A 24,198-nucleotide genomic window follows, 5' to 3' on the forward strand; every position below is an offset into this window, starting at 1 on the left:
GAGGACGCAGAGACTGGTTCGAACGTAGTGCTGAGGCACCGTGGGGCCGGAGAGAAATCAAACTCATGGAAGAGGCGTATTTCAAGTGCCAGAGCAGCCAAGCCACCGTCTACCAGAGGAATTTGGCGGAAACGAGTGGCTCGTTGACGAACTGTACGAGCAGTACCAGCAGGACAAGAACGCTGTGGATGCCAAGTGGTGGCCGCTGTTCGAATCGTTCGACTCGGGCAGCAGTTCTTCTTCCAATGGAACGTCGGGACAGACCGCAGCCAACCCTCCCACCAAGGAGATCCCGATCGTGAATGCGGCTCCTGCGGCCCCGGCACCGGCGCCGGCGGCAACTCCTGCCGCTCCCCCGGCCGCGCCCGCTCCCGCACCGGCTGCAGCCCCGGCCCCCGTGAAGAAGGCTCCCGCGACTGTCGCCAAGGACGGCGGCAGGAAGACCGAGGCCGCAACGGGATCACAGCCGATCCCCGCGCAGCTGCCGAAGAATGTCAAGGCGCCCACCACACCGGAAGAGGACGTCGTCTCCGTCCTTCGCGGACCTGCCAAGGCCATCGCCACCAACATGGTCACCAGCCTCCAGGTCCCCACGGCCACCAGCGTCCGCGCCATCCCCGCAAAGCTGCTGATCGACAACCGCGTGGTCATCAACTCCAACCTCGCCCGCGCCCGCGGCGGCAAGGTCTCCTTCACGCACCTCATCGGCTATGCGGTCATCCGCGCGCTCTCCCAGTTCCCGTCCATGAACGTGTACTACGACGAGGTGGACGGCAAGCCCGTTGCCGTGCAGCCCGCACACGTCAACTTCGGCATTGCCATCGACATGCCCAAGCCGGACGGCACCCGCCTGCTGATGGTTCCGAACATCAAGAAGGCCGAGACCCTTAATTTTGCCGAGTTCTGGCACACCTACGAGGACCTGATCAAGCGCGCCCGCAACGGCAAGCTGACCCCGGAGGACCACCAGGGAACCACCGTCTCGCTGACCAACCCCGGCGGCATCGGCACCGTCCACTCGGTGCCCCGCCTGTCCAAGGGCCAGGCTGCCATCATCGGCGTCGGCGCCCTCGACTACCCCGCCGAATTCCAGGGCGCCAGCGAGAAGATCATCGCCCAGAACGCCATCAGCAAGGTCCTCACCCTGACCTCGACGTATGACCACCGCGTCATCCAGGGCGCCGGCAGCGGCGAGTTCCTCAAGCTGGTCCACTCGCTCCTGCTGGGCGCGCAGAACTTCTACGATGAGATCTTCGAAGCCCTCCGCATCCCGTACGAGCCCGTACGCTGGAGCGCCGACAAGCAGGTGGACCCGGCCGACGAGATTAACAAGGTGGCCCGGATCCAGCAGCTGATCCACTCCTACCGCGTCCGCGGGCACCTGATGGCAGACACAGATCCGCTCGAGTACGTCCAGCGCAAGCACCCGGACCTGGACGTCCTCACCTACGGCCTGACGCTGTGGGACCTGGACCGCGAATGGCCCACGGGCGGCTTCGGCGGCAAGCCGATGCTGAAGTTCCGCGACATCCTCGGGGTCCTGCGTGATGCCTACTGCCGCACCACCGGCATTGAGTACATGCACATCCAGGAACCGGCCGAGCGCAAGTGGTTCCAGGACCAGCTGGAGCACCCGTACTCCAAGCCCAGCCGGGAAGAGCAGCTCCGGATCGTCTCCAAGCTGAACGCGGCCGAGGCCTTCGAAACGTTCCTCCAGACCAAGTTCGTGGGCCAGAAGCGCTTCTCGCTGGAAGGCGGCGAGTCCCTGATCCCGCTGCTTGACGCGATCATGTCGGACGCTGCCGACGACGGCCTGGACGAGGTTGCCATCGGCATGGCCCACCGCGGCCGCCTGAACGTGCTAACCAACATCGCCGGCAAGACCTACGCACAGGTCTTCCGCGAGTTCGAGGGCACCCAGGACCCCCGCTCGGTCCAGGGCTCCGGCGACGTAAAGTACCACCTGGGCACCGAGGGCACTTTCACCTCGGACACCGGCAAGGAGACCAAGGTCTACCTGGCGGCCAACCCGTCCCATCTGGAAGCCGTAGACCCTGTGCTCGAGGGCATCGTCCGCGCAAAGCAGGACCGCCTGGACCAGGGAGCGTCGTTCCCCGTCCTGCCCATCGTGGTCCACGGCGACGCTGCCTTCGCCGGCCAGGGCGTGGTTGCTGAAACCCTCAACCTGTCCCAGCTGCGCGGCTACCGCACGGGCGGAACCATCCACATCGTGGTCAACAACCAGGTGGGCTTCACCACGGCGCCGTCCTCCTCGCGTTCCTCCACGTACTCCACGGACGTGGCCAAGATGATCCAGGCGCCCGTGTTCCATGTGAACGGCGACGACCCCGAAGCAGTGGTACGCATCGGCCAGCTCGCCTACGAGTTCCGCCAGCGCTTCCACAAGGACGTTGTCATCGACATGGTGTGCTACCGGCGCCGGGGCCACAACGAGGGCGACGACCCCTCGATGACCCAGCCGCTGATGTACAACCTGATTGAAGCCAAGCGCTCCGTGCGCAAGCTGTACACGGAGTCCCTGATCGGCCGCGGCGACATCACCGAGGAAGAAGCAGAGCAGCTGCTCCGCGACTACCAGGAACGGCTGGAACGCGTCTTTGCCGAGACCCACGCAGCCCAGACCTCGCCGATCCCCATCGTTACGGCGGACTCGGCGGCTGTATCCGATATCGAGCGTCCCATCGCCCAACAGTCGGACTCCGGCGCCAACGCCCCCGTGTCCACCGCCATCTCGGCTGAGACCCTGGCCCGGATCGGCAAGGCGCACGTCGAGGTTCCCGAGGGCTTCACGGTCCACGCCAAGCTGAAGCAGCTGCTCGAGAAGCGCGAACAGATGTCCCGTGAAGGCGGCATCGACTGGGGCTTCGGCGAGATTGCGGCCTTCGGCTCCCTGATCATGGAAGGCGTGCCCGTTCGCCTTGCAGGCCAGGACTCCCGCCGCGGCACGTTCGTGCAGCGCCACGCCGTGTTCCACGACCGCGCCAACGGGCAGGAATGGGTGCCCCTGGGCAACCTTTCCGAGAACCAGGCCAAGCTGTGGATCTACGACTCCCTGTTGTCCGAATACGCGGCGATGGGCTTCGAGTACGGCTACTCCGTGGAGCGCCCGGACGCACTGGTCCTCTGGGAAGCCCAGTTCGGCGACTTCGTCAACGGTGCCCAGACCATCATTGATGAGTTCATTTCCTCCGCCGAGCAGAAGTGGGGCCAGCGCTCCTCGCTGGTGCTGATGCTGCCGCACGGCTACGAAGGCCAGGGCCCGGACCACTCCTCCGCCAGGATCGAACGCTTCCTGCAGCTGTGCGCCGAAGAGAACATGATAGTGGCAAACCCCACCACGGCTGCCTCGCACTTCCACCTGCTGCGCCGCCAGGCGTACAGCCGGCCGCGGAAGCCGCTGATCATCTTCACGCCCAAGCAGCTCCTCCGCCTGAAGGCTGCCGCGTCTTCCGTCGAGGACTTCACCAGCGGCTCGTTCCGCCCGGTCATCGGCGAACATGAGCAGCTGGATGCAAACGCCGTCGAACGCGTCCTGCTGGTGTCCGGCCGCCTGTACTACGATCTCCTGTCCACCCGGCAGAAGACCGGCGACAAGACCACTGCCATCGTCCGCGTGGAGCAGCTCTACCCGCTGCCGCACGCCGAGATCGCGGCCGAGCTCGCCAAGTACCCGAACGCCGAGGTTGTGTGGGCCCAGGACGAGCCCGCCAACCAGGGACCGTGGCCGTTCATCGGCCTGAACCTGCCGGACGCGGTGGACCGCCGGATCCGGCTGGTATCCCGTCCCGCGTCGGCTTCCACGGCCGCCGGTTCCATGAAGCGGCACGCCGCGGAACAGGATGTGCTCCTGAAGCAGGCATTTGCACGGAAGTAAGCAGTAAGGCTGCCCGGCCGGACGTCGAAATACCAGACTCCGGCCGGGCAGTTCTGTTTAATGGAGAAACAGCGCCGCCCGTGCTTCCGCAGCGGCGGCAGTAGACGGTGGCAGCGGCCAGGGACTGAAGTAAAGAGGATCGCGTGGAAGACAGGAAGCTGCGCATTGCAGCTGTAGGAGATGAACTGCTGGCCGGACTTGGGGATCCCAGGGCCCTTGGCTGGCTGGGCCGTGTCCTGGCCCGCACTCCACAGGACGGTGTGCTGGTGGAAAGTTACGCCCTCCCCTGCCCGCAGGAAGGCACCGAGGGCCTGGCTGCACGGTGGCTGGAAGAGGCCGGCCGCCGTTTCAGCGACCAGGCGGAAAACCGCCTGGTAATCGGCCTCTCCGGCCGGGACATTGAATTCGGCCTATCCACCGCCCGCAGCAGGCTCAACCTCGCCAACATCCTGGATTCCGCTTCGCAGAACCGGATCGAGGTCTTCGTCGTGGGCCCGCCGCCCACCCTGGACCCCGCCCAGAACCGGCGGCTGGACGAACTCAATACCGCCTTCGCGGACGTCACCACGCGCCGCAAGCACCTTTACGTGGACACATTCTCGCCCCTGCTGAACCATGAGCAGTGGCGCCAGGACCTGGCCGCGAACGCAGGAACTCCGGGGCAGGCGGGATACGGGCTGATGGCCTGGCTGGTGCTTCACCGCGGCTGGTTCCAATGGCTGGGGATGGAAGCTCCGGCCTGATTCCTGTTCGCGATATATCTTGACCTGCGCATCTAGCCGCTGTAACGTGGCTGCTACACGCGATATATCGCCTTTGGAGGTTCCGATGTCCGACCAGAACTGGACCGTCAGCAGCCCGCAGACCATAGACGTCGACGGTGTCACCTTCCTCAAGCTGGGCATGGTGCACGGCCGGTTCGACATCGTCACGCACCAGGAGCCCGTCACGCGCATCGAAATCTCGGATGTCCACGGGGATCCGGTGGACGTCAGTGTAACGGCCGGGCGGCTGGAGATCCGGCACCAGCTTCACGGCGCGCAGGGGTGGTTCAAGAACCTGATGGGAACGGTGAACCACAACAGTGCTAACTCGGCCGTCATCAGCATCGCGGTTCCCGTGGGGGTCGACGTGGAAGCCGGAATCGTCAGCGGTGACGGGCTGGCTTCCGGTGTCACCGGGCAAACGCGCCTCAATACGGTGTCCGGAGCTGTCATGGCGGACGGCACGGAAGGGGAACTTCACGTCAACACTGTCAGTGGAGAGGTGTCCGCGCGCAACCACCGCGGCGTCCTGACAGCTAAAAGCGTTTCCGGGGAAGTCACTGCGTCCGGGGAGTTCACCAGTGTCCGCGCCAGCACCGTCAGCGGCGACCTGAGCTTCGACCTGCACGGCTTCACCCGGGACTTTGGTTCCAACTCGGTTTCCGGCGACCTCACCATCCGTCTGCCGCACGACGTCGGAGTGGACATTGTGGCCAAAACAGCCAGCGGCGCCCTGGTGATCGACAACCAGCGCTATGCCCAGCTGGGCGGGAAGGTGGAGACCATCGCGGGCCCCGACAGCCAGCTGATGCTAGTACGGACCAATTCCGTCTCCGGCACGACCTCGATCCTTCACCGCGCACCGACCGGGACCCCGGAAGCCGCGCTCTAGTGCCCCCGGTTTTCGCGCACGGTGCCCTGCGCCTCTACCTTCTGGCACTGCTCGAGTCCGGCCCCAAGCATGGCTACGAGCTGATCAAAGCACTGAAGGACCGCTTCGGCGGCACCTACTCCCCCAGCGCCGGAACCATCTACCCCCGCCTGGGGAAACTCGAGGAGGAAGGCCTGGTGGCCACGGAGTCGGCCGGCCGCCGGACCAACTACCACATCACGGCAGCCGGACGGGCGGAACTGGACAGGCGGCGGGATGAACTGGCGGGCGTGGAGGATGACATCTCCGCCTCGGTGCGCCGGCTCGCTGACGGGCTCCGAAACGATATCCGCAGCAATATGCGTGGGCTCCGGGCAGACCTTGCTGCCACAGCCGAGGCCGCGAGGAGCGCAGCCGGGACTGCGGAGTTCCGGATTCCAGGCGGCCGCATATCCGCAGACGGCGTACGCCCGCTCAAGGATGCCGAACTGATGCTCCAGGAATTCCGGGACGATCTCCGCACCGAACTCCGGCGGCATGCGCGGAACCGGCCATTGGATCCTGTCACCCTCGAAACCATGCGCACTGTCCTGGAGCAGGCGGGAATTGCCATCCGGAGCACGCTCACGTCCTAGGCCGTGCCAACCTTCTTGGACCAGCACGGCACAGGGCGGTGCAGGTCATGCGGCGGTTACCGGTTCGCGGGTGGTCTGAGGATGTGGGAGACTGGAGGGCAGCTCTTTTGAGTACCGAAAAGTAAGGAGGCCAGCTATGAGCAAGCGTGCACGCAAGCGTCGTGACCGTAAGCGTGGCGGCGCGAACCACGGGAAGCGCCCCAACACCTAGGCAAAGCCAGGGACTACGGTTCAAACGAAGGACCCCGGAAACCACTCGGTTTCCGGGGTCCTTCGTTATTCAAGGCCAATGGTGCCGGCGGGAAAGCCTGCCGCGGGCCCCTACGCGTCCACGGACCGGATGCCGTGGATCCGGTCCAAAATGGCGTGTTTCAGGTTTTCCGGGGCAGCTTCGGTGCAGGAGCGCTTGACCATGTTGCGGATGACGCATTCAAGGTCATACTGCTCGGTGCACTCCGGGCACTCATCAAGGTGGTTCTTGATCTCCGTGATGTCCTCACGGGTCAAGACGCCGTCAAGGTACTCGTAGATGCGTTGCATTCGGGTGTCGTCGCAATCGCCCAATCCCTGGCAGTCGCTCATTTCCTGTTCTCCTGTTGTGTGCTTGCAGCCGTTTCCTGTCCATCCGCGGCCGTTTTGAATCCCCGCTCGGCGGCATACTCCGCCAGCATGTCCCGCAACATGCGCCGGCCGCGGTGGAGCCGTGACATCACTGTGCCGATAGGCGTGTTCATGATGTCCGAAATTTCCTTGTAGGCGAACCCCTCGACGTCGGCGAAATACACCGCAAGGCGGAATTCCTCGGGGATGTCCTGGAGCGCGCGCTTGACGTCGGAATCCGGAAGGTGATCCAGCGCCTCCGCCTCCGCGGACCGGAGCCCGCTTGAGGTATGTGATTCGGCCCGCGCCAACTGCCAGTCCTCGATGGTGTCAGAGTTGGACTGGAGCGGTTCGCGCTGCCGCTTGCGGTACAGATTGATGTAGGTGTTCGTCAGGATGCGGTACAGCCACGCCTTCAGGTTCGTCCCCGGCTTGTACTGGTGGAAGGCAGAGAACGCCTTGGTATACGCCTCCTGGACGAGGTCCTCGGCGTCCGAAGGGTTCCGTGCCATCCGCATGGCGGCGGAGTACAGCTGGTCCACATACTGCATGGCGTCACGCTCGAAACGGAGGCGCCGCTGTTCCACGGTTTCAGTGGAGACGTCCACCACCGCTTCAGCTGCCTCCGCTCCGTCCTGCGGGGTTTCAGCCGCTGCGGACTCGGGCGCCGTTCCGGATGCGCCCTTCGCTTCGTCGTTTGACGCCTCGTACATGGCCGACACGGCCGGATCCAGGGTGTTCATTGCCTTCAAGTCTACTGTCAGGCTCCCGGCACGCGCCGTACCATACTCCGGGCCCTCTGCCTCCATCAGGCGGACAGCCACGGGGCCAACTGCATCAATTCCGTCCAATACCTGCCGCAAGGACCAGCTCCGCCCTGTTTTCCGTGTTTATGCACCGATCGCATACCTGCGGTTCAGTTCCATACTTCGGTTGCGGCCCGACCTTTCCGGACCCGCTTTTCCATAACCCCGGCCCTTGGGCAAATATTCCCCAAAAGTGCAAGACTAGAACGGACTCCGCCCCCCTTTGACGCGGTTCGTCCAGCCAGGAGGAATTCCATGACCTTAGTCCGCACCCTCGCCCGGCCCATGCTGGCATCCAGTTTCGTTCTCGCCGGAATGGATAAGCTCAAAAACAACGACGACACCGCGCAGCAGCTCTCCCCCCTGCTCCGCAAGGCCGCGGCGTCACTGCCGTTCCAGGCAGACGAGAAGATGCTGGCCCGCGTGATTGGCGGAACCCAGATAGGCGCCGGTGTGCTCTTCGGACTCGGAAAATTCTCCCGGCTCTCTGCTGCCGTGCTCACGGTCATCTCCCTGCTGAACACCTTCGTGGAATGGCGCAGCGCGGACATCAGCAGCAAGGAAGCCCGCGAGTCGCGCCGCAGCCAGCTGCTGAAGAACCTGTCGCTCAGCGGCGGGGCGTTGCTCGCCGCCGTGGACACTGCAGGAAAGCCAGGCCTTGCGTGGCGTGCCGAGCACCTGGCCGCCGACGCGCGGAAGAGCGCCTCCCACCTTGCAGCGGACGCACGGCGGACCACCAACAAGAAGCTCGCCAAGGCGGACAAGGCAGTACGCCGTGCCGTCGAGCAGGCCACGGGGGCATAAGCAGGCATGACCTCCGAAGCCGCCACCCGGGACGACGCCGGTTCGTCCGCCCCCCACTGGCCCGCACCCTTCGCGTCGCGGCCGGTTGACGCCACCGTCACAGTGCCGGGGTCAAAATCCCTGACCAACAGGTACCTGGTCCTCGCCGCGCTGGCGGACGGCCCGTCCCGTTTGCGGGCGCCGCTGCACTCCCGGGACTCGGTGCTGATGATTGAGGCCCTCCGCCGACTGGGAGCCACCATCACCGAGGTACCCGGTGACGGCGCATTTGGCCCGGACCTCGAGGTGACACCGCTGGGACAGGACGCGGAGCCGGGGCTTACCAGGATCGACTGCGGGCTGGCAGGCACGGTGATGCGGTTCGTCCCGCCGCTGGCGGCACTTCGGAACGGCTCGAGCGTGTTCGACGGCGACCCGCACGCGCGCAAGCGTCCCATGGGAACCATTATCGAGGCGCTGAAGGCGCTGGGGGTCGCCGTTTCCGCCGAGGACGGCGGCGTGCCGGCGTCGCTGCCGTTCGTCGTCGAGGGGACTGGGGACGTGCGCGGCGGCCACCTGGTCATCGATGCCAGCGCATCGTCACAGTTTGTTTCGGCTTTGCTGCTGGTGGGCGCCCGGTTCACCGAGGGCCTGCACCTTGAGCATGTGGGCAAGCCTGTGCCCAGCCTGGACCACATCAACATGACCGTTGCTGTCCTGCGTGGCGCGGGAGTCCAGGTGGATGATTCCGTTCCCAACCACTGGGTAGTGTCACCCGGTCCCATCCGCGCCTTCGACCAGCGCATCGAACAGGACCTTTCCAACGCCGGCCCGTTCCTGGCGGCAGCCCTGGCATCCCGGGGCACTGTCCGGATTCCGGGCTGGCCGGAGCAGACGCAGCAGGTTGGTGACCTTTGGCGCACCATCCTGGCCGACATGGGCGCTGAAGTGACCCTGCGGGACGGCGTCCTCACGGTGGCCGGGGGCAGGGAAATCAAGGGCGGCCACTTCGCCGACACCAGCGAACTCGCCCCCACGGTCGCGGCGCTGTGCGCACTGGCCTCGGGCCCTTCCCGGCTCACCGGCATCGCACACCTGCGGGGCCACGAGACCGACCGGCTGGCCGCCCTGGTGACGGAAATTAACCGCCTTGGCGGAGACGCTGAGGAAACCAGCGACGGCCTGGTGATCCGTCCCGCGAAGCTGCATGCCGGCGTCGTACACAGCTACGCGGACCACCGGATGGCCACCGCCGGCGCAATCCTGGGCCTGGCGGTCGAAGGAGTCCAGGTGGAGGACATCGCCACCACGGCCAAGACCATGCCGGACTTTCCCCGGCTCTGGGCCGATATGGTTGCCCAGGGCAGCGGAGCCGGGCACGAATCCGGTGCTGTGGCGGAGGGTTCGAGCGGTGGCCCGGCGCACTGATTCCTGGGACGAATCGGACGTCCGGATCCGACCGAACAAAAAGGGTTCACGGCCCCGGACCAAGGACCGGCCCAGCCACGACGACGCCGTCACCGGGCGCATCATCACGGTGGACCGCGGGCGCTACACGGCGGTGGTGGGTGAGGACTCCGGCGACGAACGCACCGTCATCGCCGCCAGGGCGCGGGAGCTGCGCCGCTCCCCCGTGGTGGCCGGTGACTTCGTTTCGCTCGTGGGGGACGTCTCCGGCGCACCGCACACCCTTGCCCGGCTGGTGAAGATCCAGGACCGGAAAACCCTGTTGCGGCGCAGCGCCGATGACACGGACCCGGTGGAACGGGCGGTGGTGGCCAACGCTGACCAGCTGGTAATTGTGGTTGCCGCCGCCAACCCCGAGCCGCGCACGGGCTTCATCGACCGGGCCCTGGTGGCGGCCTACGACGCCGGCATCGAGCCGCTCCTGCTGGTGACCAAGGCGGATGTCAAGGACCCAACAGAGCTCCTTTCCAACTACATCCACCTGGACATTCCGGTCATTATCAGCCGCACCGCCGACATGCAGGCATCAGGCATCGACGCCCGCTCCGACGATGGGCTTTCGGCAAGGCTGGACAGCGCCGCCGTCGCCGCCCTGCGCTCCTACCTGGACGGGAAGGTCACCGTGATGCTGGGGCACTCCGGCGTCGGCAAGTCAACCATGGTCAACGCACTGACCGGCGCGGAACGGGCCACGGGCGGAGTGAATGCGGTAACAGGGCGGGGCCGGCACACGTCATCCTCGGCGCTGGCGCTGCGGCTGGCGGATGCACCTCCGGGCAGCTGGATTATCGATACCCCGGGCATCCGCTCGTTCGGCCTGGCGCACGTGGACCCGGACCGGATCCTTCGGTCCTTTCCCGACCTCGCCCCGGGTGCTGATGATTGCGAACGCGGCTGCAAGCACACGGCCACCGCCGTGGACTGCGGCCTCGACGCGTGGGTGGCCGGAGGCCACGCCGGACCCACCGGCGAGGCGCGCCTGGCGTCCCTGCGGCGGCTCCTGGGAGCGGATCCCCGGGAGGAAGCCCAGGAGACGAAGGAGCTCGGCAGTGTCAACTGACAGCAGCGACCTCCCAGCGGAAGCCTTCGCAGACGGTAGTTTGGAAGCATGATCCAACCCGCTTCGAGCTACAACGATGACCTGCGCCTGGCCCATGTCCTGGCCGACTCCGTGGATGACCAGACGATGAGCCGCTTCAAGGCCTTGGACCTCCGCGTGGAGACCAAGCCGGACCTGACGCCGGTCACCGACGCTGACAAGGCCGCAGAAGAAGCCATCCGCGGCCAGCTCTCCCGTTCACGTCCGCGTGACGCTGTGCTCGGCGAGGAGTTCGGCAGCACTGGCCACGGCTCGCGGCGGTGGATCATCGATCCCATCGACGGCACCAAGAACTTTGTCCGCGGGGTACCGGTCTGGGCCACCCTGATCGCGCTCGTGGACGAAGGCGAGCCGGTAGTCGGCGTCGTCAGTGCACCTGCCCTCGGCAAGCGCTGGTGGGCCGCGAAGGGCATGGGCGCCTACATGGGCCGCTCACTTGCCGCAGCCACCCGGTTGCGGGTCTCGAACGTCTCCAGCCTGTCCGATGCTTCACTGTCCTACTCGAGCCTGGGCGGCTGGAAGGAACGCGGCAACCTCGACGAATTCCTGGGCCTCACCGAGGAAGTCTGGCGGACCCGCGCCTACGGTGACTTCTGGTCCTACTGCATGGTGGCCGAGGGGTCGGTGGACATCGCCTGCGAGCCCGAGCTCAACCTGTACGACATGGCGGCCCTGGTGCCCATCGTGGTGGAAGCCGGCGGGCGTTTCACCTCGCTGGAGGGCGAGGACGGCCCGTTCGGCGGGAATGCCCTGGCCACCAACTCCATCCTGCATTCCGAGGTTTTGCAGCGGTTGAACCCAGGGCTGGACGACCTGCTCTAGGAACCTTTGCAACCGAAGATTCGACGGCGGGCGCCTCCGAAAGGAGGCGCCCGCCGTCGTAATCTTCGAAAAAGCGCACCTTTTCCGGCGGGGCGTAACAAAGTGCTTAACAATTGCGCCGGCTTCATACTCGGCCGCCGCATGTTTTAGTCTCTTAGTCAGGTCACGAGTGCCAGCGCAAAACCCCGGTTTGCTGGCCGGCAACCCTCCATTCGCGGTGGGGTGCCCCGGGTGACGACCAGGCCGGTCCGGAGCGGATGCGGCAAGCGCGGATTCCCTAATGCCGGAGTCCTGTCCTGAAGTGAGGTCTCTGTGACAACTGCCACCGTCTCCCCCAGCACCATCTCCACCGACAACGGCTTCGACGAACGCCAGGCAATTGCGGGCCGCCCGCTCGCCGCCGTCACCGGCGCGGAAATCCAGGCTCCCCTGATCGCCGGCGGCCACGTCCGGTACGCCAACCTGGACTACGGCGCGTCAGCCCCCGCACTGTCTGTGGTGTCCGCCTACCTCAACGAGATCCTGCCGTTCTACGCCAGTGTGCACCGCGGCGCCGGTTATGCTTCCCAGATCAGCACCTCGGTGTACGAAAACGCCCGCAGCATTGTCCGGGAGTTCGTGGGCGGCCGGCCCGACGACTCGGTCATCTTCACCCGCAACACCACCGATTCCCTCAACCTCCTGGCGGGCTGCCTGCCCCTCGCGGAGGGCCGCCCGGCAGGCGACGTCCTGTACCTGGACATTGAGCACCACGCCAACCTGCTGCCGTGGCAGGGCGTCCCGCACCGCAGCATCGTTGCCGCGGACACCATCGCCGGCACGGTCGATGCAGTCCGGGCGGAACTTGAGCAGGGTGGCGTTAGCCTGCTGGCCATCACGGGTGCCTCGAACGTCACAGGCGAGATTCTTCCGGTGCGCGCGCTTGCTGCCCTTGCGCACCAGCACGGCGCCCGCATCGTGGTGGACGCTGCCCAGCTGGCACCCCACCGCCGGGTGGACATCACCGCGGACGACGTCGACTACGTCGCTTTCTCCGGCCACAAGCTGTACGCCCCCTTCGGTGCCGGCGTCCTGGTGGGACGTCCGGACTGGCTCGACGCCGGAACTCCCCACCTCGCCGGCGGCGGCGCCGTTAAGGAAGCAAAGCTCGACGGCGTCAGCTGGGCCACCGGCCCGGCCCGCCACGAGGGCGGCTCCCCGAATGTCCTCGGCGCAGCCACGCTGGCCCGCGCCACGCAGGTCATTGCCGGACTGGACCAGGACCGCTGGCACGCCCACGAGTCCGCGATCCGTTCCTACCTGGTGGAGGGCCTGCAGCAGATCGAAGGGATCACCGTCCACCAGATCTTCAAGGACACCAACGCGGACACGGACACCATCGGGGTGGTCAACTTCTCGGTCGAAGGGTACGACGCCGGCCTGGTTGCGGCCTACCTCTCGGCTGAGCACGGCGTTGGCCTGCGTGACGGGCGGTTCTGTGCCCACCCCCTGCTGAAGCGGCTGGGACTGCCGTCCGGATCACTGCGCGCCAGCTTTGGCGTTGGCTCTCGGCTGGAGGACGCCGAGCGGCTCTTGGCCGGGGTCGCACAGCTGCGCCGTGACGGCCTCGGCTGGGACTATGTGGTTGACGCCGGCCGCTGGGTTCCGGCCAACGACACCCGCACCTACCCCCACTGGGCGCCCAACACTCCGGGCACCGCCGGCGCCGCACCCTGCAACGACGACTGAGGGCACGGGCGCCGCAGGCACTTCCGGCGCATGCGGTAAATTCGATAGGTACCGCAGGGCGTTGACTGAAGGAGGCCGCACGTGGTTCGGGGTGGCCCCAAGCTTGGTCACGGGCGGCGCCGGGAGCTTGGCCAAAGCTTCCAGGACGGCGGCAAGCACTACCAGAAGGTCCGCCCGGGGTACCCTGCGGAAGCCGCGGAATGGCTGGTGCCGGTTGGCGCCCATGATGTCCTCGATGTTGGTGCCGGGACCGGGAAGTTCACGGAACTGCTGCTGGCCCGCGGACTGGCCGTCACCGCCGTCGACCCATCCGCCGACATGCTCGACCAGCTGAAGGCGCACTATCCGGACGCGACGGCTGTCCTGGCTACCGCGGAGGCGACCGGCCTGCCCGCGGCAAGCTTCGACGTCGTAACCGTGGCCCAGGCGTGGCACTGGTGCGACGCCCCTGCCGCCAGCACCGAACTTGCCCGTGTCCTGCGCCCGCACGGCACGCTCGGGCTGGTCTGGAACCAGCTGGACACCTCCGTGCCCTGGGTGCACCGGCTCTCCCGGATCATGCACGCCGGGGACGTGTACAAGCCGGACCACCGGCCGCTGGTGGGAACGGAGTTCGTGCAGCTTGAAGGCCATGTGACCCACTGGCAGGACGTGGTGGGCACCAACGACCTGATCGAGCTCACCAAGTCCCGCAGCTACTACCTGCGCGCCGGGGAGGCAACCCGGGCGAAAGTCCTCGCGAACCTCGACTGGTACCTGCATGAGCACCTGGGCCACTCGGAAGACGAGGAACTGAACCTGCCGTACCTCACGCTGTCCTGGCGGGCAGTCAAAGCATGAGCTGCCCGGCCTTGCTGCAGCGCCAACCGGTAGGCTTGGATATGTGAAGACCAGCGCGCCCTCCTCCTCGATCGAGGACTACGTCAAGGTCATCTACTCCTTCACCGAATGGCAGGACAAGCCGATCACGTCTTCCCAGCTCGCCCAGCGGCTGGGTGTGGCCAATTCCTCGGTTTCCGAGATGGTCCGCAAACTGAAGGACCAGGGCCTGGTGGACCACAAGCCCTACAGCGCCATTACCCTTACCGGGGCCGGCCTGAGACTGGCACTGGCCATGGTGCGGCGCCACCGGCTGATCGAGACGTACCTGGTCCAGCAGCTGGGGTACAGCTGGGACGAAGTCCATGATGAGGCCGAACTGCTGGAGCACGCTGTCTCGGACACGTTCATCGAGCGGGTGGCTGCGAAACTGGGGAATCCCAGCCGTGACCCGCATGGCGACCCGATTCCCACGGCTGACGGCAAGGTCCTGATGCCGCCTGCCCGCCTGATGGGAGAGCTGGACAACGGGCATACGGGCAGGATCACCAGGATCAGCGACGATAATCCTGACCTGCTCCGGTACCTGTCGGCTGAGGAAATCGATCTCGACGCCGAAGTCGAGGTTGTAGGGCGCAGGCCGTTCGGGGGCGCCCTGGTGGTGCGGATCCGCAACTCGGGCCGGACCCGGGACTACGATCTCGCGGACGAGATCACGTCCGCCCTGTGGGTCCACAGCGACCACCCCCATCCCGGCTGCGTGCTGGATGAGGCCTGAAATGCCAACTGCTGCATGAGTCCGCGCGGGATCCCCGGGTGGCCGGCCTGGCTTGCCGTTGCTGTTGGCGGGTTCCTTGGCACTGAACTCCGCTACGGGCTTGGGCTTATGTTTCCTGACCAGCCGGACGATATTCCCTGGGCCACCCTTGTCATCAACGTCCTGGGCAGCTTTGTGCTCGCAGCGCTGACTACCGTCTGGATGGCGCGGCCGCGGACCGCCTTTTGGCTCAGGGCGGGCCTGGGTCCCGGCGTCCTCGGTTCCTTCACCACCTTCTCGGCTGTCGTGTTCGCCGTGGACCAGCTTGCGCGGGCCGGCCAGCACCTGGTCTGGCTTGCCTACCTGGGCCTCTCGCTGCTCCTGGGGCTGCTCGCTGCAGCGGCAGGCTGGCGGCTGGGCAAGATCCTCACGCGCGGCCCGGTGGGCGTTCCGACGGTGGAGCGGCCGTGACTGCTGCAGTGCTGGTGGGAGTCTTTGGCGTCCTGGGGGCGTTGCTCCGTTTTGCCATCGACAGCTGGTTTGCCCACCACACGTCCACCCGCCTGCTGTCGTCCGGGAAGGGGCAGGCAAGGCCGCACTGGCCCTGGGCCACATTGGTGGTAAACGTGGCGGGGTGCTTCATCAGCGGGGTAGCCCATGGCCTGGCTGCGGGACTGGCGCTGGGGCCTGAATGGCAGACCGGGCTGGCCGCGGGGCTCGCCGGCGGCCTGACCACCTTCAGCTCGTGGACCACTGCCACTGTCCGGTTGGTGAGCGAATCACGATTTGCTGCGGCGGCCCTCAATATCGCCGCGAACCTGGTCCTGGGGTACGCCGCGGCCGCGGCAGGCATCATACTCGCGGCCTAGCCGCGGTTGCCACGGGCTTGCTGCCGGCCGCCGATTTGGCGGCCTCCCGTATGGTGGAACGTGATGATCAGCAGACGTGACGCCGCCATTGCCCTTGATGTACCGCTGGAAATGGTCCAGCGGCATGGCCTTCCCAAATGGATGACGGAGGCCGAGCTGGGTGCGATCCTGGACGATCCGCCGCCGTGGCTTGTGCAGTCCCGTGCCAACCGCACGGGCAAGCGTCCTGTGTGGGTGCATCTCGAATGCGCAGTATGTGGCTACGAAGAGGCTGCCCGTCCCAAGAAGTGGTGGCCGGAATTCACGTACGTGGTCTGCCACCACCATGACCCTGCCCAAGTACCGGCGGTCCAGCGCGGGTTCGTACGGAGCGAGCTCGACGGCGTGGGGTCGCGTTTCGTGGGCATCGTGGACGTCGCGGCGCCCGACGGCGGTCAGTAAGCTCCCAGCCTTACTTTTCGTTACTGGTCATATCCCGGGGCACCGCAACGAGATGGATTGCCGCGCCCTCGCGCAGCACCGCGAAATTCAGCGGCTGGCCGATGGCGTCGGAGAAAAGCAGCCGCTGCAAACTTTCGGCGGAAATGATCCTTCACGGGGTGGATTGCCCACGGCAACGACGAGTCGGCCCACGCGCAGGGACTCTGCGGCGCCGAATTCGGCAGGCGGTACCCGGGGCGCCTGCCGTGGACCACCGCCAGACCGGACAATGGGTCGCGCCCACCAGTTCCACTTCCAACCTGCTGCCTCCGCGAAGACAGCGTGCCCGCGCTGGGTCCCGGCCACCACATGCGACTTTGTCAAAAGGTAGCCGTCCTCTGTGAAGAGGACAGCGGACCCGGCGCCACCGCGCCACCCTTCCGTTTCGGCCCGGGGCTGTCATCTCGATCGCTGCCACGTGCGGGGTGACGGCAGCCGCCACCCGCATGACTGTCTCCGAATACGAATCCAGCAGACCGTCGTCGTACTCTGGAGAAGCCTTTTCCCGCGCCCGTTCCATGGCGCACCTCCTGGTTGTGCCCGCCCGGCCGCACGTTGCCGGGCCTTACCGACCTCAACGATCACGGCAGGCCGGCTGGTCCGGACGCTGCACCGTTGTTGACCGGGCGGCTGCGTCCGGACATGGAAAAACCCCGGTCCGAAGACCGGGGTTTTCCCGAGGTGGAGATGGGGGGAATTGAACCCCCGTCCGATGTCGTGTTGTCAGGGCTTCTCCGGGCGCAGTTTGCGTCGGATTTTCTCGGCCCCAGCCATGCTGCAAACAGCTGGCTGATCCGGGCCCAGTCACCTAAGAGTCCCGTTCACCCCGATGACGAGGGTAAACAGCAGTGGCTATCTAAATGACGCCAGGATCCGGGGCGATAGCAACCCCGGGCTGACGGACTGAACTACTGCTTAGGCAGCGAGTTCGAAGTCAGTGCGCTTAGATTCGGCACTTATTGGTTTGCAGAAAGCGTTAACGAGATAATTCTGCATCCTCGGCCCGCTTCACCTGTCGCGACTAACACCGTCGAAACCGATCATCCCCGTATTTTGTTACCAAACCGGCGGGCAAGCCCACCGGACTATTTATAGTAACGCATGTTGTGCGGGATTCATTCCAACCTGGCCGCTAGCCCCGGCGGCGGTTGCGTTCCCGCATTTCCCGCTGGGCCTCGCGGTTGTCCTGCTGTTCGCGGAGGGTCTGGCGCTTGTCGTATTCACGCTTACCGCGGGCAACAGCAATTTCCACCTTGGCCCGGCCGTCCACGAAGTAGAGCTGGAGCGGAACGATCGTGTAGCCGGCCTCCTGCACCTTGCGGGAAATCTTGATGAGTTCCTCGCGGTGCAGGAGGAGCTTGCGGCGGCGGCGCGCGGCGTGGTTGGTCCAGCTGCCCTGGTTGTACTCGGGAATGTGGATGGCTTCCATCCACAGCTCGTCGTTGTAGAAGGTGCAGAACCCGTCCACCATCGAGGCGTGCCCCTCGCGGAGGGATTTCACTTCGGTTCCCATCAGCGCGATGCCAGCCTCGTAGGTGTCCAGCACATGGTAGTCATGCCGGGCCTTGCGGTTGGTGGCCACCACCTTACGGCCACTTTCTTTAGGCACGGAAAAGCTCCTCAGTCTTCAGGTCCGATGTCCTCCCGGCCGGTCCGGCGCGGAGTCATACCAGTGTACGGCAGGCCAATCCCCGGTTAGAGCAGCCCCATCGGGTCCACAGCGGTACCATTCAGCCAGGTCTCGAAGTGGGAGTGGCAGCCGGTGGAGTTGCCGGTGTTTCCCGAGTAGGCGATTAGCTGGCCCTGAGAGACCCGCTGGCCGTTCGACACCACAATGCTGGCGTTGTGGTAGTAGATCGTGTTCAGCGTATTGCCCTGGACGAGGCCATGGGAGATCTTGACCCGCCAGCCGCCACCGTCCGCGGAGCTCCAGCCGGAGCTGAACACTTCGCCTGCCGCCGCGGCGTAGACCGGTGTACCGCAAGCCGCGCCGAAGTCGATGCCGGTGTGGAGGTAGCCGCCCTGGCCGTAGAAGTCGATGGTGCCGGGCGGCGTGGCACGCCAGCCGAACCCGGACGTGATGGGCACACCGCCGTTGAAGGGATGCCTCAGGCCAAAGGCCGACGGCGATCCCACAGGCGGCATGAATGACTGCACCGGCGGGGGCGGCGGCGGCGCCTGCCCCTTGGCGGCCGCTGCTGCGGCGGCCGCGGCAGCAGCGGCAGCAGCGGCCGCTTCCGCCTTCCTGCGCTGTTCGGCCTCCCACGCTTCGCGCAGCCTGCGGTCGCGCTCCTGGATCTCAGCGGCCACCGCGTTCTGGCTGGCCTGGACACCGGCGAGCTGCGCCTGGATGCCTGGTTTGGCCGCTTGGAGTTCCGCATCAAGGCGGCTGGTGTCAGCGATAAGCCGGTCCACTTCCTCCTTTTTTGCAGCAGCCTCGTCACGGGCGGCCTTTTCCCGCTCCAGCGCGGCGTCCGCCTTGGCCTTCAGGTCCCTGATCTCGGCTTCAACAGCCTGCAGCCGGGCCTCGGAATTCACGTTGGTGGCATTCTGCTGGGACAACTTGTCCATGGCGGCGTTCTGGCTGCGCATGGCCTGGTCCGCAAGGTCCATGGTCTCGGTCAGGCTGCCGCCGCTGTTGGATCCAAAGAACAGCGACAGGTTGGACGGTACACCTCCGGACTTGTAGGCCTGGGTGGCAATCTGGCCGATGAGCTTCTTGGTGTCGGCGATCTTCTGCTTGTCCGTCTCAAGCTGCTGGGTGATCTTGGCCTTGTTCTGCTGTGCCATGTCAACACGGGCCGAAAGGGCTTCCACCTCTTTAACTGCGCTGGCCACCCGGCCCTGCGCCTCGAGGAGGGCCTGCTGGGCACCGGGCAGCTGGCCCTGGTAGATCACCAGGTCGCTGGCTGCCTTGGCAATGCGGGAATCAACGAACTCCAGGGACTGCTGGACCCGGGCGGCTTCTGCTTCAAGGGCCTTTTGCCGGTCCTCCAGTTCGTCTGCGAAAGCTACGGGCGTTGACGACGCCAGACCGGCGGCCAGGACAACAGCAAGCACGCCGCTGAGGACACCTGTCCGGCGGGCCGCACCGCGCCGTTCACGGCGGGGACGCATGGAAGTCTGGTCAGTTACGTTCATGGCATTCCTTGTTGGTTTGCATACCTAGACGCGAAGGTACCGGCGCAAGGTCAAGAGAGACGAAATTCCGGCCAAGGATCCGCCAAGGATTATCAGTGCAGGGGCCAGGATGAGCGTTTGTCCTGACGAGATGAAGGCGGTGTCCGGGTACTGCTGGGACATGTACTCACCGAGGAAGAAGTGCGCAACCGCCCACAGCGTCGCGGACGCCAGGGCAGCACCGATCACTGCGGCGATGACTCCTTCCAGGATGAAGGGCAGCTGGATGACGGTCTTGGAGGCACCCACCAGTCGCATGATGCCGGTTTCCCGGCGGCGGCTGAAGGCGGAAAGCCGGATGGTGGTGGCGATGAGGAGGATGGCGCAGACGATCATGACGGCGGCGATGCCCACCGCGACCAGCGAGGCGCCGTTCATGACCGAGAAGAGGCGCTCCAGGAGCTGGCGCTGGTCGATGACTGTTTCCACGCCGGGCTGGGAGGAGAAGGTCTCGCTGATGATCTGGTACTTCTCCGGATCCTTCATGTTGATCCGGAATGATGCAGGCAGCTGGTCCGGTGTCACGGAGTCCACGATGGGCGAGTTCGAGAACTGGTCCTTGAAGTGCTGGTACGCCTCTTCCTTGGACTCGAACTGGAAGTCGTTGATGTACTGTGCCACCGCCGGCGACTCCAGCAGGGCGTTCAGACTTTCCTGCTGCTCCGGGGTGACGGGCCCGCTTGCGCAACCCGCCGCCGTCGAACCTTCACTGCACAGGAAGATGGCCACCTGGACTTTGTCGTACCAGTAACCCTTCATCTGGTTGATCTGCATCTGCAGCATGCCTGCGGCGCCCACGAAGGTGAGCGAGACGAACGTGACCAGGATGACCGAGACCACCATGGACAGGTTCCGGCGGAGCCCGCTGCCGATCTCGCCCAGGATGAACGCGAGCCTCATCGCTGCGCACCGCCTTCGGCGCCTTCGCTGCCTTCGCCGGGCAGGCCGGTGTCGGGTGTGTCCCTGCCGCTGGCGTCCTTGAGCCGCCGGGACTGCCCCACCACGGGAATCATGGAGGTGTAGAGGGCCTTGGCCTCGTCGCGGATGACCACGCCGTTCTTGAGTTCCACCACGCGTTTGCGCATCTCGTTGACGATGTCGTCATCGTGCGTGGCCATGACCACGGTGGTTCCGTTCTGGTTGATCTTGTCCAGCACGCCCATGATGCCCATTGAGGTGGTGGGGTCCAGGTTTCCGGTGGGCTCGTCGGCCAGGAGGATGCCGGGCCGGTTCACCACTGCCCGGGCAATGGCGACGCGCTGCTGCTCACCGCCGGACAATTCGTGCGGCATGCGGTGCTCTTTGCCTTCCAGCCCTACCGTCTTGAGGACCTCCGGCACGGTATCCCGAATGACGCTGCGGCTCTTGCCGATGACCTGCATGGCGAACGCCACGTTGGCGAACACATTCTTCTGGGGCAGGAGGCGGAAGTCCTGGAATACGACGCCGATACCCCGGCGAAGGCGCGGCACCCGCCAGCTGGAAATCTTGGCCACGTTCTGGCCGGCTACGTACACGGCGCCGGAGGTTGCGCGGTCCTCCTTGAGGACCAGGCGCAGGAAGGTGGATTTACCGGAACCGGATGCGCCCACCAGGAAGGCAAATTCGCCGCGGTCGATTTCAAGGTTGACCGAGTCCAGCGCAGGCCGGGCTTTCTGGTCGTACACCTTGGTGACATTTTCGAATCGGATCATGGCCCTAAGTACCCTGCAGGGCATGGCTGATCCGTATGATGCAGCCCAGTTCTGCAGCCGGTGCACGGGTCTTCGTTTGGGGAAAGTAGGGCCCCGGCCCCTTGACTATACGCATGATCACCCGTTTTCCACACGGGTTTCAAGGGGCGTGTCGTGGTTCCGGGGCTGCCGCAGGCTGTCCCGGCTACACGCGGCCCCTACTTCCCGGCGTTGCGGTTGTCCGTCCGCCAGCGGATTCCGGCGTCAATGAAGTCATCGATTTCGCCGTCGAACACTGCCGTGGTGTTGCCCACCTCGTGCTCGGTCCGGAGGTCCTTGACCATCTGGTACGGATTGAGGACGTAGGAGCGCATCTGGTCGCCCCATGAGGCCTTGACGTCACCGGCCAGAGCCTTCTTTTCGGCGTCCTCCTGTTCCTTCTTGAGGAGGAGGAGGCGGGACTGGAGCACCCGCATGGCGGCGGCACGGTTCTGCAGCTGGGACTTTTCGTTCTGCATGGAGACGACAGTTCCAGTGGGAATGTGGGTCAGCCGGACAGCGGAGTCCGTGGTGTTCACGGACTGGCCGCCCGGGCCCGACGAGCGGAAGACGTCCACGCGGATCTCGTTCTCCGGGATTTCGATGGAATCGGTCTGCTCGATCAGCGGGATGACCTCCACTGCGGCGAAGGAGGTCTGACGCCGGCCCTGGTTGTCGAAGGGGCTGATCCTCACGAGCCGGTGGGTGCCGGCCTCAACACTGAGGGTGCCGTAGGCATAGGGGGCCTTCACTTCGAACGTGGCGGACTTGAGCCCGGCTTCTTCCGCGTAGGAGGTGTCCATGACCGTGGTGGGATATCCGTGGCGTTCCGCCCAGCGAAGGTACATGCGCAGCAGCATCTCGGCGAAGTCGGCGGCGTCCACACCGCCGGCGCCGGCGCGGATGGACACCACGGCCTCGCGCTCGTCATAGTCGCCCGACAGCAGCGTGACCACCTCGAGTTCCTTCAGGGCCTTCTTGATCGACTCGAGTTCCGCCGCGGCCTCTCCCATGGAAGCGGCGTCGTCCTCGTCCTGGCCGAGTTCCACCAGCACTTCCAGGTCATCAATCCGGGATTCCAGCCTGGTAAGGCGCTCCAGCTCCGACTGGCGGTGGGAAAGCCTGGAGGTGATTTTCTGCGCCGCCGCGGGGTCGTCCCACAGGTCCGGTTCCCCTGCCCGCTCGCTGAGTTCAGCGATGTCTTCCTTCAGCGCCTCAACGTCGGTAACGCGTTCGATGGACTCGTAGGTGGCGCGGAGCGCGCGGATTTCAGCGGAAAAATCAATGTTGGCCATGGTGGATTAAGCCTACGCTATCCCGGGAAAGCCCCTTGTCCCGCGTGCTTTTAGCGGGTGAGCCGAGAGCGGGCTGTGGACGTGGCTTCGATGGGAATCCCGTCCGGCACCAGGAAGTTCACCACGGGCGGGTGAACTGCTGCGGTGAGGACAACGACCGCGGTGGATCCGTCAGGCGTTCCAGTGGACCTGCGACGGCCAGGGAGTGGAAGCGTTCCGACGACGGGCTCCTGGCGATGAAGTCCGCCGCAACATTCCGGACCCGTGCAGGGTTGAGGACGGCCGATGGGCTGCCACCCTGCGTTGTGACTTCGCCCAGTGTGTAGCTGTCTGCCGCCGCCAGCGAGGCGCCGTCCGCCAGTGACAACAGCCGCTTGTGTTCCAGGTAGACGGCGGAAATGCCGATGACGACTGTCGCGACCAGCAGGGCCAGCGCGACGTATCCCAGGATCATCACCATCAGCTGTCCGTTTTCGTCTTCCTCACCTGCTTTCACCGGAAATTGCCTACAAGTTGGGTGGCTGAGGCGTCGACCTCCGTGGCGGATAACCGGAATCCATCGGCGAACGGGATGAACGGCAGGGGGATGGTCAGGTGGACCGTTGTAGTGACTGTTGTTCCGGCCGCCTGGCAGTCGCCCGGGTTGCAGCTGATGCCCAACGTGGCCTGGGTGGGGCTATGGCCGAAATCGGCGAGCGCGATGGCGACGGCCTGCTCCGCTGCCGCCTGTGCTGAAGCAGCATCCGGCTGGGCGACATAAACCTTCGCGGCCTGGTCCGCCGCGCCGACCACAGCAAAAGAACCACCCTGGACTTGGCCCACAGTGATGACGAAGTACACCACCGGGACCATCAGCAGGAGGGCAAGGAAGGTGAATTCGACAACAGCACTCCCCTGTTCACGGGCGTCGTCCTGCAGGCATAACGCCTTCCGCAGCCGACCATGGATCCGGCTCATTGGGTCAGGGTTGCAGGGCGGCATGGCCCTTCACCTCCAGCAGGTCCCGGGGACCGATCAGCCCGACAACAGGCATTGGCGCCCGCACTGTCACCTCGAGCGTCCGCATCCCCTGCATCGTGACTTCACTGGTGGTCACCTGTTCGGCGAAACCCGGGTTCAAGGCTGTGGTTATTACTGCACGGGTACGTTCTTCCGCGTCCGCGGCACCCCGGTCGGCGAGGGTTCCGTAGCGTGCACCGGACGCGGCCGCATCGATCAGCGTATTGCGCACGTGAAGCACGAGAGTCAGTTGGATGATCGCCAGGAAAAACATGGTCAACAACCCGCCCACCAGGACAAAGTCCACCACTGCCGACCCGGTTTCCCGCGGGCGGGGCGTGGAGGTACTCCTCATGGCCTCACGGACCGGCTTAAACATCAGGCTAACTGCCCACCGTATCCATCGCCTGGTTAAACATGGCCTCCAAAGCCGGACCGGCGAGCGCCAGGAGTGCCGCCACAAGCACGGCAGACATCAGCGTGATCATCACCCAGCCGGGCACGTCCCCGCGTTCGTGGTGATCGTTGGCCGGGCGGCGCAACTCCGCAAGGGCCAGGAGCATCAGCCCGCAGCGGATCCCCAGGTTCTTCATTTACTTTCCCCTTTCCTCTCAGTT

Annotated in this window: 27 protein-coding genes, 1 other RNA gene and 1 riboswitch; of the genes, 15 read left to right on the forward strand and 13 right to left on the reverse strand. The window is 65.5% G+C overall.

Annotation, left to right across the window (positions count from 1 at the left end):
• Positions 1-85: 85 nt before the first annotated feature.
• The 5 genes from ACLH0K_RS11185 to ACLH0K_RS11205 all read left to right on the forward strand — a co-directional run bounded on the left by ACLH0K_RS11185 (position 86) and on the right by ACLH0K_RS11205 (position 6,376).
• Positions 86-3,895 carry a multifunctional oxoglutarate decarboxylase/oxoglutarate dehydrogenase thiamine pyrophosphate-binding subunit/dihydrolipoyllysine-residue succinyltransferase subunit gene (locus tag ACLH0K_RS11185; RefSeq protein ID WP_411373675.1) on the forward strand — a complete coding sequence of 1,270 codons (3,810 nt, stop codon included), beginning with the start codon at positions 86-88 and terminating at the stop codon, positions 3,893-3,895.
• Positions 3,896-4,038: 143 nt separating this feature from the next.
• Positions 4,039-4,638: a GDSL-type esterase/lipase family protein gene (locus ACLH0K_RS11190; RefSeq protein ID WP_411373676.1), complete on the forward strand. Its 600-nt coding sequence runs from the start codon at positions 4,039-4,041 to the stop codon at positions 4,636-4,638.
• Between the two features lie 85 nt (positions 4,639-4,723).
• On the forward strand, positions 4,724-5,551 hold the full coding sequence (locus tag ACLH0K_RS11195; RefSeq protein ID WP_411373677.1) for a DUF4097 family beta strand repeat-containing protein: 828 nt from the start codon (positions 4,724-4,726) through the stop codon (positions 5,549-5,551).
• Entirely contained in the window at positions 5,551-6,165 is a 615-nt protein-coding gene (locus ACLH0K_RS11200; protein ID WP_411373678.1) for a PadR family transcriptional regulator, read from the forward strand. Before ACLH0K_RS11195 ends, ACLH0K_RS11200 begins: the two co-directional genes overlap by 1 nt.
• A gap of 136 nt (positions 6,166-6,301) precedes the next feature.
• Positions 6,302-6,376 carry a 50S ribosomal protein bL37 gene (locus ACLH0K_RS11205; RefSeq protein ID WP_369299106.1) on the forward strand — a complete coding sequence of 25 codons (75 nt, stop codon included), beginning with the start codon at positions 6,302-6,304 and terminating at the stop codon, positions 6,374-6,376.
• A 110-nt stretch (positions 6,377-6,486) separates the two neighbouring features.
• On the opposite strand, the gene rsrA is transcribed toward ACLH0K_RS11205, so the two are convergent.
• Together rsrA and ACLH0K_RS11215 are read right to left on the reverse strand one after the other, a co-directional pair.
• On the reverse strand, positions 6,487-6,747 hold the full coding sequence (gene rsrA / locus ACLH0K_RS11210) for a mycothiol system anti-sigma-R factor (RefSeq protein WP_411373679.1): 261 nt from the start codon (positions 6,745-6,747) through the stop codon (positions 6,487-6,489).
• The gene (locus ACLH0K_RS11215) at positions 6,744-7,508 is read right to left on the reverse strand and encodes a sigma-70 family RNA polymerase sigma factor (RefSeq protein ID WP_411373680.1); all 765 of its coding nucleotides are present in this window, start codon (positions 7,506-7,508) and stop codon (positions 6,744-6,746) included. Before ACLH0K_RS11215 ends, rsrA begins: the two co-directional genes overlap by 4 nt.
• A gap of 318 nt (positions 7,509-7,826) precedes the next feature.
• On the opposite strand from ACLH0K_RS11215, the gene ACLH0K_RS11220 reads away from it, so the two are divergent.
• From ACLH0K_RS11220 to ACLH0K_RS11265, 10 genes are all read left to right on the forward strand, one after another.
• Positions 7,827-8,375 (forward strand): DoxX family protein, encoded by a 549-nt coding sequence (locus ACLH0K_RS11220; RefSeq protein ID WP_411373681.1) that lies wholly within the window; start codon positions 7,827-7,829, stop codon positions 8,373-8,375.
• A 6-nt stretch (positions 8,376-8,381) separates the two neighbouring features.
• Positions 8,382-9,782: a 3-phosphoshikimate 1-carboxyvinyltransferase gene (gene aroA, locus ACLH0K_RS11225; protein ID WP_411373682.1), complete on the forward strand. Its 1,401-nt coding sequence runs from the start codon at positions 8,382-8,384 to the stop codon at positions 9,780-9,782.
• Complete coding sequence (locus ACLH0K_RS11230) at positions 9,766-10,881, forward strand: ribosome small subunit-dependent GTPase A (RefSeq protein WP_411373683.1); 1,116 nt, start codon at positions 9,766-9,768, stop codon at positions 10,879-10,881. The genes aroA and ACLH0K_RS11230 overlap by 17 nt, the downstream gene beginning before the upstream one ends.
• Before the next feature lie 48 nt (positions 10,882-10,929).
• Positions 10,930-11,742, forward strand: coding sequence for a histidinol-phosphatase (hisN, locus tag ACLH0K_RS11235; protein WP_411373684.1), 813 nt, complete (start codon positions 10,930-10,932; stop codon positions 11,740-11,742).
• Between the two features lie 161 nt (positions 11,743-11,903).
• A riboswitch (SAM riboswitch) is annotated at positions 11,904-12,017 on the forward strand.
• Between the two features lie 37 nt (positions 12,018-12,054).
• Positions 12,055-13,470, forward strand: coding sequence for an aminotransferase class V-fold PLP-dependent enzyme (locus ACLH0K_RS11240; protein ID WP_411373685.1), 1,416 nt, complete (start codon positions 12,055-12,057; stop codon positions 13,468-13,470).
• 81 nt (positions 13,471-13,551) lie between these two features.
• The gene (locus ACLH0K_RS11245; protein ID WP_411373686.1) at positions 13,552-14,310 is read left to right on the forward strand and encodes a class I SAM-dependent methyltransferase; all 759 of its coding nucleotides are present in this window, start codon (positions 13,552-13,554) and stop codon (positions 14,308-14,310) included.
• A gap of 43 nt (positions 14,311-14,353) precedes the next feature.
• Positions 14,354-15,067 carry a metal-dependent transcriptional regulator gene (locus ACLH0K_RS11250; protein ID WP_411373687.1) on the forward strand — a complete coding sequence of 238 codons (714 nt, stop codon included), beginning with the start codon at positions 14,354-14,356 and terminating at the stop codon, positions 15,065-15,067.
• A 15-nt stretch (positions 15,068-15,082) separates the two neighbouring features.
• Positions 15,083-15,517, forward strand: a complete 435-nt coding sequence (locus ACLH0K_RS11255) for a fluoride efflux transporter FluC (protein WP_411373688.1) — start codon at positions 15,083-15,085, stop codon at positions 15,515-15,517.
• Positions 15,514-15,915, forward strand: coding sequence for a fluoride efflux transporter FluC (locus tag ACLH0K_RS11260; RefSeq protein WP_411373689.1), 402 nt, complete (start codon positions 15,514-15,516; stop codon positions 15,913-15,915). Before ACLH0K_RS11255 ends, ACLH0K_RS11260 begins: the two co-directional genes overlap by 4 nt.
• 63 nt (positions 15,916-15,978) lie before the next feature.
• Positions 15,979-16,356, forward strand: a complete 378-nt coding sequence (locus ACLH0K_RS11265) for a hypothetical protein (RefSeq protein ID WP_411373690.1) — start codon at positions 15,979-15,981, stop codon at positions 16,354-16,356.
• 87 nt (positions 16,357-16,443) lie between these two features.
• Here the strand turns inward: ACLH0K_RS11265 and ACLH0K_RS11270 are convergent, their stop codons facing one another.
• From ACLH0K_RS11270 to ACLH0K_RS11320, 11 genes are all read right to left on the reverse strand, one after another.
• A complete protein-coding gene (locus tag ACLH0K_RS11270) occupies positions 16,444-16,704 on the reverse strand; it encodes a hypothetical protein (RefSeq protein ID WP_411376468.1) in 261 nt (86 codons plus the stop codon).
• 370 nt (positions 16,705-17,074) lie between these two features.
• Positions 17,075-17,443: a transfer-messenger RNA gene (gene ssrA / locus ACLH0K_RS11275) on the reverse strand.
• An 84-nt stretch (positions 17,444-17,527) separates the two neighbouring features.
• Positions 17,528-18,004 (reverse strand): SsrA-binding protein SmpB, encoded by a 477-nt coding sequence (gene smpB, locus ACLH0K_RS11280; protein ID WP_138136418.1) that lies wholly within the window; start codon positions 18,002-18,004, stop codon positions 17,528-17,530.
• An 86-nt stretch (positions 18,005-18,090) separates the two neighbouring features.
• Positions 18,091-19,536: a peptidoglycan DD-metalloendopeptidase family protein gene (locus tag ACLH0K_RS11285; RefSeq protein ID WP_411373691.1), complete on the reverse strand. Its 1,446-nt coding sequence runs from the start codon at positions 19,534-19,536 to the stop codon at positions 18,091-18,093.
• 24 nt (positions 19,537-19,560) lie between these two features.
• Positions 19,561-20,475, reverse strand: a complete 915-nt coding sequence (gene ftsX, locus ACLH0K_RS11290) for a permease-like cell division protein FtsX (protein WP_411373692.1) — start codon at positions 20,473-20,475, stop codon at positions 19,561-19,563.
• The gene (gene ftsE / locus ACLH0K_RS11295) at positions 20,472-21,269 is read right to left on the reverse strand and encodes a cell division ATP-binding protein FtsE (protein ID WP_411373693.1); all 798 of its coding nucleotides are present in this window, start codon (positions 21,267-21,269) and stop codon (positions 20,472-20,474) included. Before ftsE ends, ftsX begins: the two co-directional genes overlap by 4 nt.
• A 197-nt stretch (positions 21,270-21,466) precedes the next feature.
• On the reverse strand, positions 21,467-22,582 hold the full coding sequence (prfB, locus tag ACLH0K_RS11300; protein ID WP_411373694.1) for a peptide chain release factor 2: 1,116 nt from the start codon (positions 22,580-22,582) through the stop codon (positions 21,467-21,469).
• A gap of 118 nt (positions 22,583-22,700) precedes the next feature.
• Positions 22,701-23,078, reverse strand: a complete 378-nt coding sequence (locus tag ACLH0K_RS11305) for a Tad domain-containing protein (protein WP_411373695.1) — start codon at positions 23,076-23,078, stop codon at positions 22,701-22,703.
• Positions 23,075-23,539 carry a hypothetical protein gene (locus ACLH0K_RS11310; protein ID WP_411373696.1) on the reverse strand — a complete coding sequence of 155 codons (465 nt, stop codon included), beginning with the start codon at positions 23,537-23,539 and terminating at the stop codon, positions 23,075-23,077. The genes ACLH0K_RS11305 and ACLH0K_RS11310 overlap by 4 nt, the downstream gene beginning before the upstream one ends.
• A 4-nt stretch (positions 23,540-23,543) precedes the next feature.
• Entirely contained in the window at positions 23,544-23,960 is a 417-nt protein-coding gene (locus ACLH0K_RS11315) for a TadE/TadG family type IV pilus assembly protein (protein ID WP_411373697.1), read from the reverse strand.
• Positions 23,961-23,964: 4 nt separating this feature from the next.
• Positions 23,965-24,174, reverse strand: a complete 210-nt coding sequence (locus ACLH0K_RS11320) for a hypothetical protein (protein WP_411373698.1) — start codon at positions 24,172-24,174, stop codon at positions 23,965-23,967.
• Positions 24,175-24,198: the final 24 nt, after the last annotated feature.

Origin of the sequence: Arthrobacter sp. MPF02 (assembly GCF_046605375.1) — a bacterium.
Taxonomy (GTDB): Bacteria; Actinomycetota; Actinomycetes; order Actinomycetales; family Micrococcaceae; genus Arthrobacter.